We start from the raw sequence: 16,453 nt of genomic DNA, 5'->3' as shown, positions 1-16,453 counted from the left end.
CATGGTTAATTCATCTTTGCCTAATAGTCTCCTCCCAAACGCAGACGTCCGTTCTGACCAGCGATGACGAGGAGAGCACCATGAGCAAGGAAATCGAAGATCACCGCCTGTTTAACCACAGCCATAACCAGCCGTTTGCCGAGGTGTTGGCTCAGCACGTCTCTCGGCGCGACGTAATGCGAGGCGGCCTGGGGTTGGCGGCAGCGTCCATGTTGGGGTTTGGCGGGGCTGCGCAGGCGCTCGCAGGCGAGCAGGCGAAAACGCCGCTCACACTGGCCTTTGAGGCCGTACGCGGTTCCCGCACCGATGCCGTGGTCGTGCCGGAGGGCTACGTAGCCCAGGTGTTAGTGCCCTGGGGTACGCCGCTGCAGGCAGGCCAGGAGTGGCAGGCCGACCAGCCCATGACACCCGAGCGTCAGGCGATGAGTGTGGGCATGCACCACGACGGCATGGCTGGTTTCGCCCTGGATGCGGATAACGCCTCGCGCCGTTTTGTGCTGGCGCTGAACAACGAGTACATCGATCAAGACGCGCTGTGGGCACCCCAAGGTGGGCCGACCAATGCCGAAGCGGGCGCGCGCCCCGCAGACGAATCACGCACCGAAATCAATGCCCACGGCGTCACGCTGGTTGAAGTTGAGAAAGACGCTAACGGCCAGTGGTCTCACGTTGCCAATTCGCCCTATAACCGCCGCTTCACCAGCGCCACGGTGATGGATCTAGCGGGCCCCGTGGCGGGTAGCGACTACGTAAAAACCCAGTTCTCCCCTGACGGCACGCAAACCCGCGGCACCAACAACAACTGCGGTAACGGCGTGACTCCCTGGGGCACCTATATCGCCTGTGAAGAGAACTGGCCCGATATCTTCGTCAACCGTGGCGAGCGCTTCCAGGATGATGCGCGCATCGGTATTCCTACGGATAAAAGCCGCTATGGCTGGGATACCTCGGCAGGCGACGCCACCGAGCAAAACGGTGAGTTTGCGCGCTTTGACATCACTCCACGCGGTGAGCGTGCCGAAGATGACTACCGCAACGAGGCACGTACCTTCGGCTACCAAGTAGAAGTCGACCCCTACAGCGGTGCTCGCGCGGTGAAGCGTACGGCGCTGGGACGTTTTCGTCATGAAGGGTGCTGGCTGGGCAAATTAGAAGCGGGCAAGCCCATCGTTTACTATTCAGGCCACGATGCCCGTAACGAGTATGTCTACAAGTACGTCTCTGATGCCGCCTGGGATCCCGCCGATGCCAACCGCCCCGGCGCTGATTACGACCGCCTCGCCATCGGCAATAAATACATGGATAACGGTACGCTCTACGTGGCGCGCTTCCATGCCGATGGCAGCGGCGAGTGGCTGCCACTCACACCAAGCGCCAAGACCCAGGATGGCCGCACGCTGGCCGCCGCACTTGGCCTAGCCGAGAACGATTTGGCAGGCATCATCATCAACACCTGCGATGCCGCCGACCTGCTGGGCGCCACGCCGATGGACCGTCCCGAGTGGGCCACGGTAGACCCGGCCTCGGGTGAGGTGTATCTCACGTTGACGAACAACACCCAGCGCAGTGACGAGGGCAGCGATGCCACCTTCACTAATGACGGCAGCGAGCTTAGCCAGCCTGGTGTCGGGTTCGCTACCGCCCCGGCGAACGCCGCGAACCCCCGCGCCAATAACGAGGCCGGGCACGTGATTCGCTGGCGGGAGAGCCGCTTGCCCAACGCCTTCACCTGGGAAGTATTTGTGTTCGGCGCAGCAGCCGACGACGCCGATAACCACTCCGGGCTAAACGAGATGAACCAGTTCGCCAGCCCCGATGGCCTGTGGTTCGATGAACGTGAAGATGGCCAAGGCATTCTCTGGATTCAGACCGACAACGGCTATGAAGGCGTTACCGAGCACACCAACGACCAGCTACTGGCCGTGGTGCCCCAAGGATTAGAGGATATTCGCGGTACGGGTCCGGTGATCAACAGCAGCAACCAGCAGCAGCTCAAACGCTTTGCGGTGGGGCCGAACGGCTGTGAAGTCACCGGCATCTTTGCCACGCCGGATAAAACTGCACTGTTTATCAACATCCAGCACCCCGGCAACTGGCCAGCGGATGGCAGTGCCCTAGTGCAAGACGCCACTGCGGCGGCGAGTGGGCAAGTACGCCCGCGTGCCGCCACCGTGGTGATTCAGAAGCGCGATGGTGGGCCGGTGGGGGTGTGAACCACGAACACGCGATCAACGGTTTAAACCATGCTCCAAGCCCCGCGAAGGCGGGGCTTTTTAATGCGCATCAGCGCCGCCCATACGCTGCCAAAAAAACATCGACGGCGCTGGTGATTTGCCGCTGAATTTCCTCCTCGGTGGGCGTGGGGCGCACGCCCATGCGCACCTCTTTGATCAACATACCCTGCCACATGCTGCAGAGCTGGTCGGCGGCGCGTGCCGGGTCGGGTAGGCTCAGGTGGCCAGCGCTGGCCAATCCTTCCAGTTTTTCGCGCAGCCACTGGCTGATGGCCCAAGGGCCCGCGTCGAAAAAGGCCCTCAGCAGCTTGGGGTGCTGCTCGCCCTGGTGGCTCATGACTCGCTCTACCGCCAGAACGTGGGGTTCCAGCAAAAAACGCAGCATGCAGACCCCTACCTCGATCAGTGACTGGCGCACGGCGTCGTGGGTATCGGGAAGTTGGGCCAGCCCTTGACGGATCGTCGCGGTTTCGCGGCGGATGACGCTGCCAAACAGTGTCTCTTTCGTCGCGAAATGCCCGTACACCGTCACTTTCGACACGCCGGCTTCCCGCGCGACGGCTTCCATGGTGACGGCCTCCAAACCGTTGCGAAAAAAGAGGCAGGCCGCAGCGTCCAGCATCGCATCGCGTTTTGCCATGTCTTTGGGGCGGCCTGCGCTGCGTTTTTGGTCAGGCGACGTTGGTCGAGCGTCTGTCATGCAAGAAATCCATGCCCATACGTAAATAGTTATTGAACGGTAATGTACACATATTATAGTGAACGCTATCGTTCAAGAATAAACCATTTCGAGGCCAACATGGGTACGTTGAAGACTTCTTGGGGGTACCGCCTTCGCGGTGCGCTGGCGGCGTTGCTAATGATCGGTGTGACGCTGATCGTGGTGGCGCTGGTGTCCAGTCAGCGTAGTAGCGCTCAGCAGGCGCGTCAGGAGGGCGCGGATAACGCCCTGCTCCAGGTCGTGGCGCAGCCGCTGGCGCAGGCTGACACGCTGACGCGAGAAGTGCGTTTAACCGGCCGAGTGGTGGCGCGCCAGTCGGTATCGTTGGCCTTCGAACCGGCCGGGCGAGTGGAGACTCTGCAGGCCGACCGAGGCGATGCAGTTGAGCAGGGCGAAGTGTTGGCCACCCTCGATACCCGCCGGCTAGAGAGCCGCCTAGCCGAAGTGGCAGCACGCAGCGAAGAGGCCCGCGCGAGCCTCGCTCTGGCCCAGCGTCAGGAAGAGCGCGAAGCGCAGTTGAACCAGAGCAACTTTGCGAGCCGTACGGCGTTGGATCAGGCCCGCACCGACCGGTTGACCCTGCAAGCGCGACTCTCTGCGTTGGCCGCCGAGCGCGATAGCCTTACGGCCGATCTAGAAGACAGCACGCTCAAAGCGCCGTTTGCGGGCCGAGTGGTCGAGCGCTACATCGATGTAGGAAGCCTCGTGACGAGCGGCACGGCGGCGTTCGATGTCATCGATACGCGCCAGTTGGAGGCGCACCTTGGCTTGCCCGCGCGGCTGGCGGCGACGTTTGCCGTCGGGGAGGCCGTGATGCTGCAGGTGAACGACCAAACGATCGAGGGCAGCGTGCGTGCCCGGTTGCCCCAAGTGGATGGCGACAGCCGTACACAAACCTTGGTCGTGGCGATGACGGGCGACCATGCTGCCGTGCCTGGCGATTTGGCCGAGTTGAGCTACTCGATGACCGAACCCGCGAGCGGTTATTGGGTACCGCTAGCGGCGCTGCGTGCTGCCGACCGGGGTCTGTGGAACGTATTGATTGCCGAGCCAGACGAGGACGACCGCTACCGCGTTGCGCAAGCTAGCGTCGAGCTACTGCACACCGAAGGGGATGACGCCTTCGTGCGCGGCACCTTGGCCCCGGGTATGCGTTTGATTCGCAGTGGCACTCACCGCATTACGCCTGGGCAGCAGGTCACGCTGAGCGAGGACGTGGCCCATGCGCATTGAGTGGTTGTTCAATCGCCGCCTGCTGGCCCTCTCGCTGGGCCTGCTCATCGCCGCCGGGCTGTCGGCTGTCCAAACGCTGCCGCGCGCAGAAGATCCCTACCTCATCGCGCGCAATGCCACGGTACTGGCGCCGTACCCAGGCGCCACCCCAGAGCAGATCGAAGCGCTGGTGGCCAGGCCGATCGAGCAAGAACTGCGCACCATTTCCGAGATCAGCGTGCTGGAATCCACGTCTCGCCAAGGCATCGCGCTGCTGAGTCTCGAACTGGGTGACGACGTCACCAACGTGGCGCCGGTATGGAGCCGCGTGCGCGATAAGCTGGGCGATGTGGCACCGTCGTTGCCGGAAGGGGTAGACACTCCAGAGTTGTTGGATGATCGCGGCTACGCCTTCAGCCTCGTGGCCGCGCTGCGTTGGACGCTGGATACGCCGCCCAACCCACAGCTCATGGAGCGTTACGCCGAACGCTTGGAAGATGCGTTTCGGCAGGTGGCCGGCACCGAATATACCCACCGCTTTGGCGTAGCCGGCGAGCAGGTCGAGGTGATGGTCGATCCGTTGGAGCTCAATGCCCTCGGACTTTCCGTGGGCCAACTGGCTGCCGCCATCGACGCCAGCGATGGGCGACGCACCGCTGGCGAGGTGGTCACCCAAGGGTACCGTCTCACGGTGGGGCTGAGCGGGGAATTCGACGCGCTGGATCGCCTGCGGGAGATCAACGTGACGACTCGGCAGGGGCAAAGCGTCAAATTGGGCGAAATTGCCGAACTGCACCGCGGTGTACAAGACCCACCCAGCGCCGTGGCGCTGCTCAACGGTGAGCGAGCGGTGTTCGTGGGCGCGCGCATGGCGCCTGGTCAGCGGATCGATCTCTGGGTGGCACGGGCGCAGGAGCGACTCGCGGCCTTCGCCGATGAGCTGCCGGTGGGGCTCGCCGTCGAGGAAGTGTTCGAGCAGGCCAGCTACACCAATCAGCGGTTGAGCGACGTGGCGCTTAGCTTGCTGATGGGGTTAGTCCTGGTGGTGGGTATTCTGTTTCTGACTATGGGGTGGCGTTCGGCGCTCACCGTGGGGTTGGCCATTCCCGCCACCGCCCTGCTGACGTTGGCGCTGTTCCGGCCGTTGGGCATGGAAATCCACCAGATGAGTATTATCGGCATCATCGTCGCGCTGGGTCTGATGGTGGACAACGCGATCGTGATGACCAACGCCCTGCGGGAGCGCTTTCTGCAGGGGGATTCCGCGCTGGTCGCGACTCGGGATGCGCTGCGCCATTTGGCGGTGCCGCTGCTTGCCAGCACGCTGACGACTGTGCTGGCCTTCATGCCCATCGTGCTCATGCCGGGCCCGGCGGGCGAGTTCGTCGGGCCGCTCGCCATGGCGGTGATGGTGGCCCTGGTCAGCTCCTACCTGATCTCCCTGTTTCTGGTGCCCGCGCTATCGCCCATGTTGCTGGCCAAAGTGGCGGCCAAACCGCCCGCCCCGCGGGATAATGCGCTCAAGCGTGCCTTCCGAGGTACGGTGCGCAGCGCACTGCGCCACCCAGTGGCCGCCATGGTGATCACGCTCTGCGTGCCGGTGGGGGGCATGGCGCTGATGCCCACGCTGGACGTGGCGTTCTTCCCGCCCGCCGACCGCGATCAGTTCCACGTGGAAGTACGCCTGCCTCCTGCCAGCAGCATGGCGCAAACGGAATCGCTGGCCCACGACGTCGAGCGTATGGTGCGCGAGCTGCCGGGCGTGGTGCGTGTGTCTGCGTTCGTCGGTGAAAGCGCGCCGATGATGTATTACAACGTGCTAACGAACGAGGACAACAACCCGGCGTTTTTACACCTCATCGTCGATACGGCATCGCTGGACGTCACTCGCCAGCAAGTGCCCCAACTGCAGCAAGCGCTTGACCAACGCTTTCCCCAAGCCCAGAGCGTCGTGCGCAAGTACGAGCAGGGGCCGCCGTTCCAAGCCCCTATCGAACTCCGGGTGTACGGTGACGATCTCGACATACTCTCTTCTCTGGGGTTAGAGCTGGCGGGCCTGATGCACCAGCTTCCCCAGGTGACCCACGTGCGTGCCGGGATGCAACAGGACCTGCCACGCCTGATGCTGGAGATCGACCAAACGGCGCTGAGCGATGCCGGGCTGTCGCCCCAGACCCTAGCCGAGCAGGTGGGGGCCGCACTCTCTGGTCAGCCTGCAGGTGTTTTACTGGAAGATACCCAGCAGTTGCCGGTACGCGTGCGCTATGCCGATGCGTGGCGCACCGATGCCGAGCAGCTGGCTGCCTTGCGCCTGGTCAGCGACCAGGTCAGCGAGGGGTTACCGCTGGCCGCCGTGGCCGAGAGCTATCTGGCGCCGTCGTGGAGCGTCATTACCCGCCGTAACGCCGAGCGCGTGCAGCTCGTGCAGGGCTATTTGGTGGCCGATGCGCTGCCGGCCGTCTCCATGGCGCAGCTCGATGCCAAGCTGCAAGCAGCCATCGATGCGGGTGAGATACGCCTGCCTCCCGGTTATCGGATCGAGACCGGTGGGGAAGCCGCCGAGCGTGACGAAGCGGTTAGCCAACTGCTCGCCTCGGTCGTGCTGCTAGTGATTGCCATGGTGGCCACGGTCGTACTGGCCTTTAATTCCTTCCGCCGCGCCGCCATTGTGTTCATTGCCGGTGCCCAGGCGATGGGCATGGGGATCGTAGCACTGCTGCTGAGCGGCCACGCCTTCGGCTTCGTGATCATCGTCGGCATCATGGGGTTGGTGGGGGTGGCGATCAACGCAACGATCATCATCATTGCCGCGTTCGATGATGATCCTGCGGCTCGGCAAGGCGATAGGGAAGCCATGCTGGCGGTCATTAGCGGGCCGACCAGTCGGCACATCGTCTCGACCACCATCACGACCTTTGCCGGGCTCATTCCACTCATGGTGGCCGCCGGTGGGCTTTGGCCACCTTTCGCGCAAACCGTGGGCTTTGGACTACTCTTGGCCACACTGGTGTCGTTTTTCTTCACGCCAGCGCTTTACCGGCTGTGGGTCGCTAGGGCCGAGTAACGGTCAGCCCTTTTCGCTTATTCATAACGTGGACTATATTGCTATTTAGTAAACGAGCGTATCCTTTGTGTAATGGCGACGTGGTCGGCGCAGAAAGGGTACGTATTGTCGAGAGACATATCGCGCTTGGATCACGGCTCGTTTCTGGGACGAAACGGCCCAGGCGCCGACTTTCATTGGATGAACTATGGTAGAAACCCCGCAAAATCAAACGCAAGGAGCGCCGCTGTCCATCAGCGAACCCAGCAGTCAGGCCGTCGCGGTACTCGGCGGACGGCCTAACGGCCAGGGCATTCGGATACTGGACGTCAGCGAGGAGTACGTGCAGTTTTGGGGAGGAGATCGCGACCACTGGTTGGGCGCGTCGCCTAAAATCGTCCATCAAGAGGCGGCGAACGAGCAGCTCTTGACCCAGCTCCACCACGCCTTGTCGGGTGGCAAGCTGGGCCTGGGATGCTCTCTCTCCGGCTTGGACCACGCTGAGGAAGCGCTGCTCTCCAAGGCGCCGCGGCCGCTCATCGAGTGGCGTGTCACCGCCATGTCGATGCCCGGCTATGCCGATAACGTGTTGGTATTGGTGCAGCGCGACATCACCCAACGGGTGGAAAAAGAGGCCGAGCTCAAGCGTCTCGCCACCACCGATATGCTGACTGGGTTGATGAATCGCGCCCGGTTCGATTACCTGTTAAAACACGAGCTAGGGCGCTTGAACCGCTATGTGCGGCCTTTCTCGCTCATCATGCTCGATATCGACTACTTCAAGGCGATCAACGACAGCCAAGGCCACGATGTGGGCGACCAGGTCCTGCGCGCCTTGGCGGCACTGCTGGAAGACAATCTGCGTAGTGCGGACTACTGCGCCCGCTGGGGAGGGGAGGAATTCATCATTCTGGCCCCGGAAACGTCCCTTGAGCAGGCCGCCAGGCTTGCCGAGAAAATTCGTCAATGTATCGGAAGCGCTGCCTTTCCAGGCGCCGAGCGCGTGACCGTCAGTTTAGGCGTCGCAGAAGCGGCTGCGAACGACACGCCCAAAAGCATGATGAAACGGGTCGATAACGCGCTCTACCAAGCGAAAGAGAGCGGGCGAGACCGCGTCGCGTGTTAGCAATATGGCATGTTAGAAAAAAAGGGGCCCAGCGGCCCCTTTGGTCGTTTTGAGCGATGGCTCTGCCTAGTGCGTCGCGATTAGCGAGGTGGCGGTGGAGTGATCTACGGCGTCGGCGAGCATTTCAGCGGTAATCGCAGATAGCGTCCAGCCCAGGTGGCCGTGGCCCGTGTTGTAGAAAACGGTCGGCAATTTGCCAGGGCCGACTTTAGGCAGCATGTTCGGCAGCATCGGGCGCAGGCCCGCCCAAGGCACCACTCGTTGAGTACTCACGCTGGGGAAGCACTGCTCTACCCAGCGCACCAGCGGCTGAATCCGGTCGTTACGAATGTCGCGGTTTGCGCCATTAAACTCAGCGGTACCGGCCACGCGGAAACGGTCGTTCCCCAGACGGCTGGTCACCAGCTTGGTCTCGTCATCCAGCAAGCTCACCGTCGGTGCGGCCTGCTGTGAGGCCTCGTCGTCCAGCTGTACGGTGATGGAGTAGCCTTTGACCGGGTAGATGTTCACGCGGTCGCCTAGCTTGGCGGCGATGGCACGACTGCCGACCCCGGCACATACCACCACGCTATCAAAGCTTTGGCGTACCTCCTCACCGTCGACGGAAGCGCTGACCCAGGCACTGTTCTCATCCGCACCCAGGTCGGTCACCTGGTGGCCGTAGTTCAGCCGCACGCCGCGTTTGGCCGCGGCCTTTGCGAGGCCGTTGGTGTATTTGTGAATATCCCCGGTAGCGTCGCTTTCGGTGAAGAAACCGCCGTAGTAGCTACCCGCGAGCGTGGGTTCGATGGCGCGCATTTCTTCTGGTGTGACCGCCCGACGCTCGAGCCCGCCTTGGTGCAGAAGCTGTGAGACCTTAGCGGCATGCTCGTAGCCCGCTTTATCGCGGTAGATATGCAGAATGCCTTTTTGTTTCACGTCGAAATCGATCTGCTCGTCTCGCGCCCACTGAAACAGATGTTCCCTGGCGGCAATGGCGAGGCGCGTTGTTTCGGTGGTGTTGTCGGCATAGCGGGGAATGGCGGCGATAAATTCCGCAAACCAGCTCAGCTTGTGCCAGGTGGGGCGAGGGTTGACGAGCAGCGGGGCGTCGTTCTTCAGCATCCAGCGCAGGCCTTTGATGACCGTAGGCCAGTGGTTCCATACCTCAGCGTTTGAAGCGGAAAGCTGGCCACCGTTGGCAAACGAGGTTTCCATCGCGGCGTAGCGATGCTTTTCAAACACAGTGACGTTAAAGCCGCGTTTTACGAGGGCGTAGGCGCTGGTAATACCGGTAATACCACCGCCAATAATTGCAATGCGTTGCATGAGTCTCTCCACAGATTGTATGAGCGTCGGGCGATACCCCCAGCAAACATGTTTGCTAGGCGTACCCCTTCCGTCATGGAACCTGAGAGATTCACGCCGATGATGTGGCGCTTGCTCCTTCGGTGGGCTGAGTGACGCCGTCATCAACCGCTCTTCGGAACGTATTGGTAAAAACGTTAGCCGTTGCGGTCCGTTGGCCTGAGAGTTTCCGGGGTCGTTGCTCCTTCGGCGCTGGTGTCGTGCACCAGTCTCTCCCGCAACTGCGTACTTAACGTTGTAACGCGGCGGTGCTAAAAAGGGAATAGGCGAAAGGTGGAAGCCGCTCAATCGCGTGGCTTTGCCAGGCTGCGTGTTTTCACACACAATGCTTGCTATCTGCAACGAACTATCTGCAACGAACTATCTTCAACGAGCTATTTTCGAGCGATTACCTTCGATCAATCATCTTCAAGCAATGGACAACGCGCATGCAGGCAAACGGATTTTTTGAGGGCATCGGCGAGGCGATAGGCGATGCCATTCGCGTGGTGGTGGAGTTTTTGGTGGGGCTCTTCACCAACTTTTTCGGTGCTTTTGACGACTTTATCGGCGGTCTGACGCGTTCGCTGGGGATCAACGACTCGTTCTTGAGTCTCGCGATACTGCTCATCGGCCTGCTGGTGCTGTGGGGTGGGCTGCGTGCGTTTTTGCGTGGCTCCATTATTGGCGGCATTTTCCGCACGCTGATTGGGCTGTTTATCCTGTCGTGGCTGATGATGTAGTACTAAGACGATAGGGAAAATAAAGCGTTTCCCTCGTGCGTAGTTGGAATCCGTAAAAGGGGTCCTGAGCCTCATTCATGTCACTATGACGCATCGTCATTTGCTTCTTTGGTGCATTTTGTCATCATCTGCACTCTTTTTGTGCAAAGGCGAGTGCGATGAAAACGTATCTTGGCAAGATGCGCGGAGAACGAACCCCGCGCCCCCGGGTGGGCTGGCAGGATGCCTGCTGGTCGTGGCTGGGTGCCTTTACTGGCATGGCGCTGATTTGCTGGCTAAGCGCCGAGTGGCTCTCCCAGCAGCTGTTGATCGTGGGCTCGTTCGGGGCAACCTCGGTGCTGATTTACGCCGCCCCGGAAAGCCCCTTTGCCCAGCCAAGCCATGTGCTGTTTGGCAGCGTGCTCTCTGCCTGTGTGGGCGTGGGCTGCTATCAACTGCTGGGGGCCACGCCGCTGTCGATGGCGTTGGCGGTGTCGCTCTCCATTTTGGTTATGCAGCTCACCCATACCGTTCATCCGCCAGGGGCTGCCGCTGCGCTGATTGCCGTGGCAGGCGGTGCCAGCGTGCATCAGTTGGGCTGGTGGTATCCGCTGATCCCTATTGGCGCAGGCTGCATCGTCATGCTAATGGTGGCGATTCTGGTCAATAACCTGGCGCGCCACCGCCGCTATCCGCGCTACTGGTAGCGCTGTAGCTGCGCTTCCAGGGCAAAAATATGCGCATCCTCGGTGCCCAACTCGCGCAGCGCTTGGGCGAGGTTCAGCAAGTAAGCGCTGTTGGGGCCGCTGGGGCCATGGGCCTGGGCAATTTGCTGGGCGATATCGGCCAGCGGGGCATCGCCTAAAAATGCAGGGTTGTCTTCGCTTGCCAGATAAATCAGCCCCTCGCTAGGCGCTTGGTCGGCGTCAGGGTTACCCGCTTCATCCAAAAACGTCAGCGTGACTTTTTCCCGCAGGTAGCCGTTTTTCTCCCGCACATCCAACGGTGCGAGCACCTCTGGGGTGATGCGGTAGGCCATGCCATGACATACCGCGCCTTCGGCACGAATCAGCGTCGCCACTCGCCCCGGCGCTTCCGGCGTGCCGCGGTGGTCGTGGGAGCCCTGCCAGAAGCGCCGCGCCCAGCCGGTAATCGCCGCAGGCCGGCGCTCTAAATAGTCAAAATCGGCCTTCCAAATCAGCGAACCGTAGCCAAAAAGCCAGATATCCGCATGGCCGTCGAAGAAGTTTCTTTGCTGGTTTAACGTCGTGGTATCAAGCAACATAAGCGATCTATATTTGTGACCAAAGTGGCTGCACGCGCATGGCGTTAACGGTGGTTCATCATCCGGGTTATACGATTGATTTACCAGCCAATCACCCCTTCCCTATGGAAAAGTTTCGGGTGCTTCGGCAGCTATTGGGCGAGCAGACGTTGGCCTGCCCCATTGAGTGGCACACGCCCCAACCGGCCACCCTCGAAAGCCTGCAACGCGTGCATACACCAGAGTACGTGAAGGCATTTTTGCACGGCCAGCTCGATCGTGCCGCTCAGCGACGTAGTGGATTCGTGTGGTCGCAAGCCTTGGTGGAGCGAGTGCGGCTGGAAACCGGCGGCACGCTGCTCACCCTGGAAGCGGCCCTAGCCACCGGGCTTGCCTGCAATTCGGCGGGCGGCACGCACCACGCCCATGCAGATGCCGCTAGCGGCTACTGTTTGATTAACGATTTAGCCGTGGCCGCCGCCCACGCACTGGCGCAGGGCTGGGTAGAGCGGGTGCTGATTGTGGATTGCGACGTGCATCAAGGCGATGGCACCGCGCGGCTCTTTGCCAACGAGCCCGGCGTGTTTACCTTTTCCATGCACGCGGCGCGTAACTTCCCCGCCCGCAAAGCAAAAAGCGACCTGGATATCGACCTGCCCAACGGCATGGAGGATGCGGCTTATCTGGCCGAACTCGCGTCTTGGCTGCCTGGGGTACTCGCCGCTTACCAGCCAGACGTAGTGCTCTATGACGCGGGCGTGGATGTGCATCACGATGACCGTCTGGGCTACTTATCGCTCAGCAGCGATGGGCTCTATGCCCGAGATCACTATGTGCTGAACCTCTGCCGTGAGTCTGACATTCCCGTGGCGGCGGTCATCGGCGGCGGCTACGACCGCGATATTACCGCCCTCGCTACACGCCACGCCCAGTTGCACCGGGCCGCTGCGGAAGTGCTGTCGGCTCATTAACGCTTTGATTGAAAAGGACGAACGCGATGCGCGCTATTTTTCTTGTCGATAACGGCTCCCTGCGCCCCCAGGCGACCCATAATCTGCGCCGGGTGGCGGCCGCGTTGAGCGAGACGCTAGGGGAGGCTGTTCAGGCGGCCTCGCTGCTGCACTCCAATAAAATCCCCGCTGAAGAGGTCGATGGCATTCCCGCCATTACGTTAGGCCCCGCCGCCGAACGCAGCGCCGAGGCAGGCGCCACCGAGATTATCGTGCTGCCGTTTTTCTTCGGCCCCAGTAAAGCGCTAACGGGGTACTTGCCGGAGCGAATGGCCGCGCTACAGGCCCGTTTTCCTAACGTGTCGGTGCGGGTTGCTCAGCCACTGGTAGATGAACTTGGGAGTAACGATCTGCGCTTGGCACAGCTGTTGGCCAATAACGTACGTGCGCAGTTGCCTGAACAAGGCGCTGCCAAGGTCGCGCTGGTGGACCACGGCAGCCCCATTCCCGACGTTACCGCCGTGCGTAACCGCCTGGCTGGGCAATTGAGCGTGCTGCTGGGCGACGACGTGCGCTGCGTGGCGGCGGCTTCCATGGAGCGACGTGACGGCGACGAGTACCGCTTTAACGAGCCGCTATTGGAGCACCTGCTGGATACGCCTGAATTCAGCAGCGGAAACGTGGTGCTGGCGATGCTGTTTCTCTCCCCAGGCCGTCATGCCGGTGAGGGTGGCGATATCGCCGAGATCTGCGCCGCCGCCGAACAGCGCCACAGTGGGTTGACGGTGACGACCACCGCGCTGGTCGGCGAGCACCAGGGGATCGTTGGGATTTTACACTCACGCCTGCGCCAAGCGCTTGACGGAGAACGCTTTCTGCTTGAAATGCCTGCGCAGTAGTCAAGTGCCCGGTTAAGGGAAGCGCGCAAGGGGAGATGTAACGTTGCCCAAAGGCGCGTAGAATCGCGAGCTTTTGCAAGCGTGCTCGTTTCTCCAACAGCGCTTCCTCGTTAACCAGGGCCTCTATCTTGATCGCAACCGCCAACATCACCATGCAGTTTGGGGCCAAGCCCCTGTTCGAAAATGTTTCCGTCAAATTTAATAACGGCAATCGCTACGGTTTGATTGGCGCGAATGGTTGCGGTAAGTCCACCTTCATGAAAATTCTCGGTGGCGAGTTGGAGCCCTCGTCTGGCCAAGTGATGCTGGATAGCAGTACCCGGCTGGGTAAGCTGCGCCAGGACCAGTTTGCCTACGAAAACGAACGGGTCATCGACACCGTCATCATGGGCAACGCCGAGCTGTGGCAAGTGGCCGCCGAGCGCGAGCGCATTTACTCGCTGCCTGAAATGAGCGAAGAAGACGGTATGGCCGTAGCGGATTTAGAAGTGCGCTACGCCGAGCTGGATGGCTACACCGCCGAGTCCCGCGCGGGCGAGCTGCTGCTGGGCCTGGGCATTCCTATCGAACAGCACACCGGCCCCATGAGTGAAGTCGCGCCTGGCTGGAAGCTGCGCGTGCTGCTGGCCCAGGCGCTGTTCTCCGACCCGGACGTGCTGCTGCTGGACGAACCTACCAACCACCTGGATATCAATACTATCCGCTGGCTGGAAGAGATTCTAAAAGCGCGCAGCAGCACCATGGTGATCATTTCCCACGATCGTCACTTCCTGAACAGTGTGTGTACCCACATGGCGGATCTGGATTACGGCGAAATCACCCTGTTCCCCGGCAACTACGATGACTACATGACGGCGGCCACTGCGGCCCGTGAACGTCAGCATGCGGACAACGCCAAGAAGAAGGCGCAAATTGCCGAGCTGCAGCAGTTCGTCAGCCGCTTCTCGGCCAACGCCTCCAAAGCGAAGCAGGCCACCTCGCGGGCGCGCCAGATCGACAAGATCAAACTGGAAGACATCAAACCCTCTAGCCGGGTGAGCCCGTTTATCCGCTTTGATCAAAACAAGAAGATCCACCGTAACGCGGTGAACGTGGAGGCGATTACCAAAGGCTACGACGGCGAGCCGCTGTTCAAGCGTTTCTCCATGACCGTGGAAGCAGGTGAGCGCATTGCCATCATCGGCCCTAACGGCATTGGCAAAACCACCCTGCTGAAAACGCTGGCGGGGGATCTTCGCCCAGATGCCGGTGAAGTGAAGTGGACCGATGCCGCCGAGCTTGGCGTATTCGCCCAAGACCACGCCGATGACTTTGCCAATGACGCCACGCTGTTCGAGTGGATGGGCCAGTGGACCAAAGGCGGTGAGCAAGTGGTACGCGGCGCGTTGGGCCGCATGCTGTTCTCCAGCGACGACATCAATAAATCGGTGAAGGTGATCTCGGGCGGCGAGCAGGGGCGGATGCTGTTCGGTAAGCTAACGCTCACCAACCCCAACGTGCTGCTGATGGACGAGCCCACCAACCACCTGGATATGGAGTCCATCGAGGCGCTCAACCTGGCGTTGGAGAACTACCCCGGCACGCTGCTGTTCGTTAGCCACGACCGGGAGTTCGTCTCCAGCCTCGCCACGCGCATCATTGATATGCAGCCGGATGGCATCGTCGATTTCAGCGGCAGCTACGACGACTACCTGCGCAGCCAGGGCGTGGTGTAGCGCTTAACCAATGATTTGAGCGTAGGTGGCCTCGGTGGCTGGCTCTCGGTCGGCATCCAGCATGTCGCCGCTGAAAGTCTCGTTCATCTCTTTGGCGAGTTCCACATACACGTGCATCTGCTGATTGCGGCGTTTGTGCAGCGGCGGCTTCACCAGCAGGCTAACCCCCCGAATGGGCTCGTGGGTTTCCCCGCGCAGCAGGTCGGGCATTTCCCCAGGCGGGAAGGCGTTGGCCACGGTAATCGGGTTAGATGCCTGCTGGCCGTCGATCAAAAACACCTTCTTGATGGCGTCGTAATGGGCGCCCTTGCCACGCAGCCACTCGGTCAATCGCTCATCGGTGGTGACATCCGGCTGGTTGAAAATGACGAACAGCGAGTGCTGTTTGACCTTCCCCGTGCGCTTGGCGGGAGCGGGCGGCGGCTCTTCCGCTGGCGGCGGCGTAGGCGCGGCGACCGGTGCCTCTGCTGCTTCGGCCTTGGCCTTGGCGCGACGTCGTTTGGGCACTACGACGTAAGCGAAAATCACTACGGCCAGCACCCCTAACAGCAGCGAGGCAAAGGCCAGTAGAACGGGCAGTGACGTTGTATCCATGGGGTAACACCCTTTTGTTAGTTAACCCTTAGGCGCTATTTAATCGCAAAATGGTGGCGTTGAGTGCCAGCGCGAGAGCGACCCACAGCCAGTAAGGCACCATTAGCCACGCGGCGAGGCTATTCACCTGGGCAAACAGGCCAATGGCCAGCGTAATCAGCCCCAACAGCAGCACGATATCCACCAGCGCGGCGGCCATCTGTTTGCGCCCAAAAAACAGCCATGACCACGCCGCATTGGCCAACAGCTGCACGCCATACACAGCAAGGCCCGCGCTACGCAGTGGCGAGTCGTCCGCCATATAAATCCGCCAAGCCGCAATCGCCATCAAGAGATAGAGAATCCCCCAGGCGATGGGGAACGCGAGATCGGGCGGCGTCCAGCGAGGTTTGCGCAGCGCCCGGTACCAACCATCGGGACGAAAGCGTGCGCCCGTGGCGGCAGCGGCACCCACCAGTAGCAATGAGACCAGCAGCGCCAACAGCGAAGCGAGCATAAACCACCTGTTCGTGAGTAAAGAAACGCGCGTTAAAACGAGAGAATCAATAGCCTAGCAGCGTTTTAAAACACGTAGGCATAAAAAAAGCACCACCTAAGTGATGCTTTTCGTCCATAAGGGTTCCCCCAAAAGGGGAAACCCAGCCCTG

Annotated in this window: 14 protein-coding genes and 2 riboswitches; of the genes, 9 read left to right on the top strand and 5 right to left on the bottom strand. The window is 61.1% G+C overall.

Annotation, left to right across the window (positions count from 1 at the left end):
• Positions 1 to 80 precede the first annotated feature (80 nt).
• A complete protein-coding gene (locus tag AB6K10_RS01880; RefSeq protein ID WP_339117871.1) occupies positions 81 to 2,213 on the top strand; it encodes a PhoX family phosphatase in 2,133 nt (710 codons plus the stop codon).
• 70 nt (positions 2,214 to 2,283) lie between these two features.
• On the opposite strand, the gene AB6K10_RS01875 is transcribed toward AB6K10_RS01880, so the two are convergent.
• The gene (locus AB6K10_RS01875) at positions 2,284 to 2,934 is read right to left on the bottom strand and encodes a TetR/AcrR family transcriptional regulator (RefSeq protein ID WP_159343369.1); all 651 of its coding nucleotides are present in this window, start codon (positions 2,932 to 2,934) and stop codon (positions 2,284 to 2,286) included.
• Between the two features lie 99 nt (positions 2,935 to 3,033).
• On the opposite strand from AB6K10_RS01875, the gene AB6K10_RS01870 reads away from it, so the two are divergent.
• The 3 genes from AB6K10_RS01870 to AB6K10_RS01860 all read left to right on the top strand — a co-directional run bounded on the left by AB6K10_RS01870 (position 3,034) and on the right by AB6K10_RS01860 (position 8,336).
• Positions 3,034 to 4,188 carry an efflux RND transporter periplasmic adaptor subunit gene (locus AB6K10_RS01870; protein WP_339117870.1) on the top strand — a complete coding sequence of 385 codons (1,155 nt, stop codon included), beginning with the start codon at positions 3,034 to 3,036 and terminating at the stop codon, positions 4,186 to 4,188.
• Positions 4,178 to 7,231, top strand: coding sequence for an efflux RND transporter permease subunit (locus tag AB6K10_RS01865; protein WP_339117869.1), 3,054 nt, complete (start codon positions 4,178 to 4,180; stop codon positions 7,229 to 7,231). Before AB6K10_RS01870 ends, AB6K10_RS01865 begins: the two co-directional genes overlap by 11 nt.
• Before the next feature lie 187 nt (positions 7,232 to 7,418).
• Positions 7,419 to 8,336 carry a sensor domain-containing diguanylate cyclase gene (locus AB6K10_RS01860; protein WP_285263676.1) on the top strand — a complete coding sequence of 306 codons (918 nt, stop codon included), beginning with the start codon at positions 7,419 to 7,421 and terminating at the stop codon, positions 8,334 to 8,336.
• A 66-nt stretch (positions 8,337 to 8,402) separates the two neighbouring features.
• Here AB6K10_RS01860 and AB6K10_RS01855 read toward each other — a convergent pair whose 3' ends face one another.
• Positions 8,403 to 9,644 carry a D-amino acid dehydrogenase gene (locus AB6K10_RS01855; protein WP_339117868.1) on the bottom strand — a complete coding sequence of 414 codons (1,242 nt, stop codon included), beginning with the start codon at positions 9,642 to 9,644 and terminating at the stop codon, positions 8,403 to 8,405.
• Positions 9,645 to 9,704: 60 nt separating this feature from the next.
• Positions 9,705 to 9,812: riboswitch (glycine riboswitch) on the bottom strand.
• Between the two features lie 8 nt (positions 9,813 to 9,820).
• Positions 9,821 to 9,911, bottom strand: a riboswitch (glycine riboswitch).
• Positions 9,912 to 10,111: 200 nt separating this feature from the next.
• Between AB6K10_RS01855 and AB6K10_RS01850 the strand changes: the two genes are divergently transcribed.
• Complete coding sequence (locus AB6K10_RS01850) at positions 10,112 to 10,405, top strand: hypothetical protein (RefSeq protein WP_044630200.1); 294 nt, start codon at positions 10,112 to 10,114, stop codon at positions 10,403 to 10,405.
• A gap of 158 nt (positions 10,406 to 10,563) precedes the next feature.
• Positions 10,564 to 11,091 carry an HPP family protein gene (locus AB6K10_RS01845; RefSeq protein ID WP_253018415.1) on the top strand — a complete coding sequence of 176 codons (528 nt, stop codon included), beginning with the start codon at positions 10,564 to 10,566 and terminating at the stop codon, positions 11,089 to 11,091.
• Here AB6K10_RS01845 and AB6K10_RS01840 read toward each other — a convergent pair.
• The gene (locus AB6K10_RS01840) at positions 11,082 to 11,669 is read right to left on the bottom strand and encodes a gamma-glutamylcyclotransferase (protein ID WP_062374154.1); all 588 of its coding nucleotides are present in this window, start codon (positions 11,667 to 11,669) and stop codon (positions 11,082 to 11,084) included. The genes AB6K10_RS01845 and AB6K10_RS01840 overlap by 10 nt on opposite strands.
• A 38-nt stretch (positions 11,670 to 11,707) precedes the next feature.
• Between AB6K10_RS01840 and AB6K10_RS01835 the strand changes: the two genes are divergently transcribed.
• From AB6K10_RS01835 to AB6K10_RS01825, 3 genes are all read left to right on the top strand, one after another.
• A complete protein-coding gene (locus AB6K10_RS01835) occupies positions 11,708 to 12,619 on the top strand; it encodes a histone deacetylase (protein ID WP_339117867.1) in 912 nt (303 codons plus the stop codon).
• 26 nt (positions 12,620 to 12,645) lie between these two features.
• On the top strand, positions 12,646 to 13,497 hold the full coding sequence (locus tag AB6K10_RS01830; RefSeq protein ID WP_339117866.1) for a CbiX/SirB N-terminal domain-containing protein: 852 nt from the start codon (positions 12,646 to 12,648) through the stop codon (positions 13,495 to 13,497).
• Positions 13,498 to 13,625: 128 nt separating this feature from the next.
• Entirely contained in the window at positions 13,626 to 15,212 is a 1,587-nt protein-coding gene (locus AB6K10_RS01825; RefSeq protein WP_339117865.1) for an ABC-F family ATPase, read from the top strand.
• A 3-nt stretch (positions 15,213 to 15,215) separates the two neighbouring features.
• Here the strand turns inward: AB6K10_RS01825 and AB6K10_RS01820 are convergent, their stop codons facing one another.
• Positions 15,216 to 15,806, bottom strand: a complete 591-nt coding sequence (locus tag AB6K10_RS01820) for a cell division protein ZipA C-terminal FtsZ-binding domain-containing protein (RefSeq protein WP_159343360.1) — start codon at positions 15,804 to 15,806, stop codon at positions 15,216 to 15,218.
• 28 nt (positions 15,807 to 15,834) lie between these two features.
• Positions 15,835 to 16,302: a TspO/MBR family protein gene (locus AB6K10_RS01815; protein ID WP_159343359.1), complete on the bottom strand. Its 468-nt coding sequence runs from the start codon at positions 16,300 to 16,302 to the stop codon at positions 15,835 to 15,837.
• Between the last annotated feature and the right edge of the window lie 151 nt (positions 16,303 to 16,453).

The organism is Halomonas sp. BMC6, from assembly GCF_964204995.1.
GTDB lineage: Bacteria > Pseudomonadota > Gammaproteobacteria > Pseudomonadales > Halomonadaceae > Vreelandella.
This window is presented reverse-complemented; position numbering and strand designations above follow the sequence as displayed.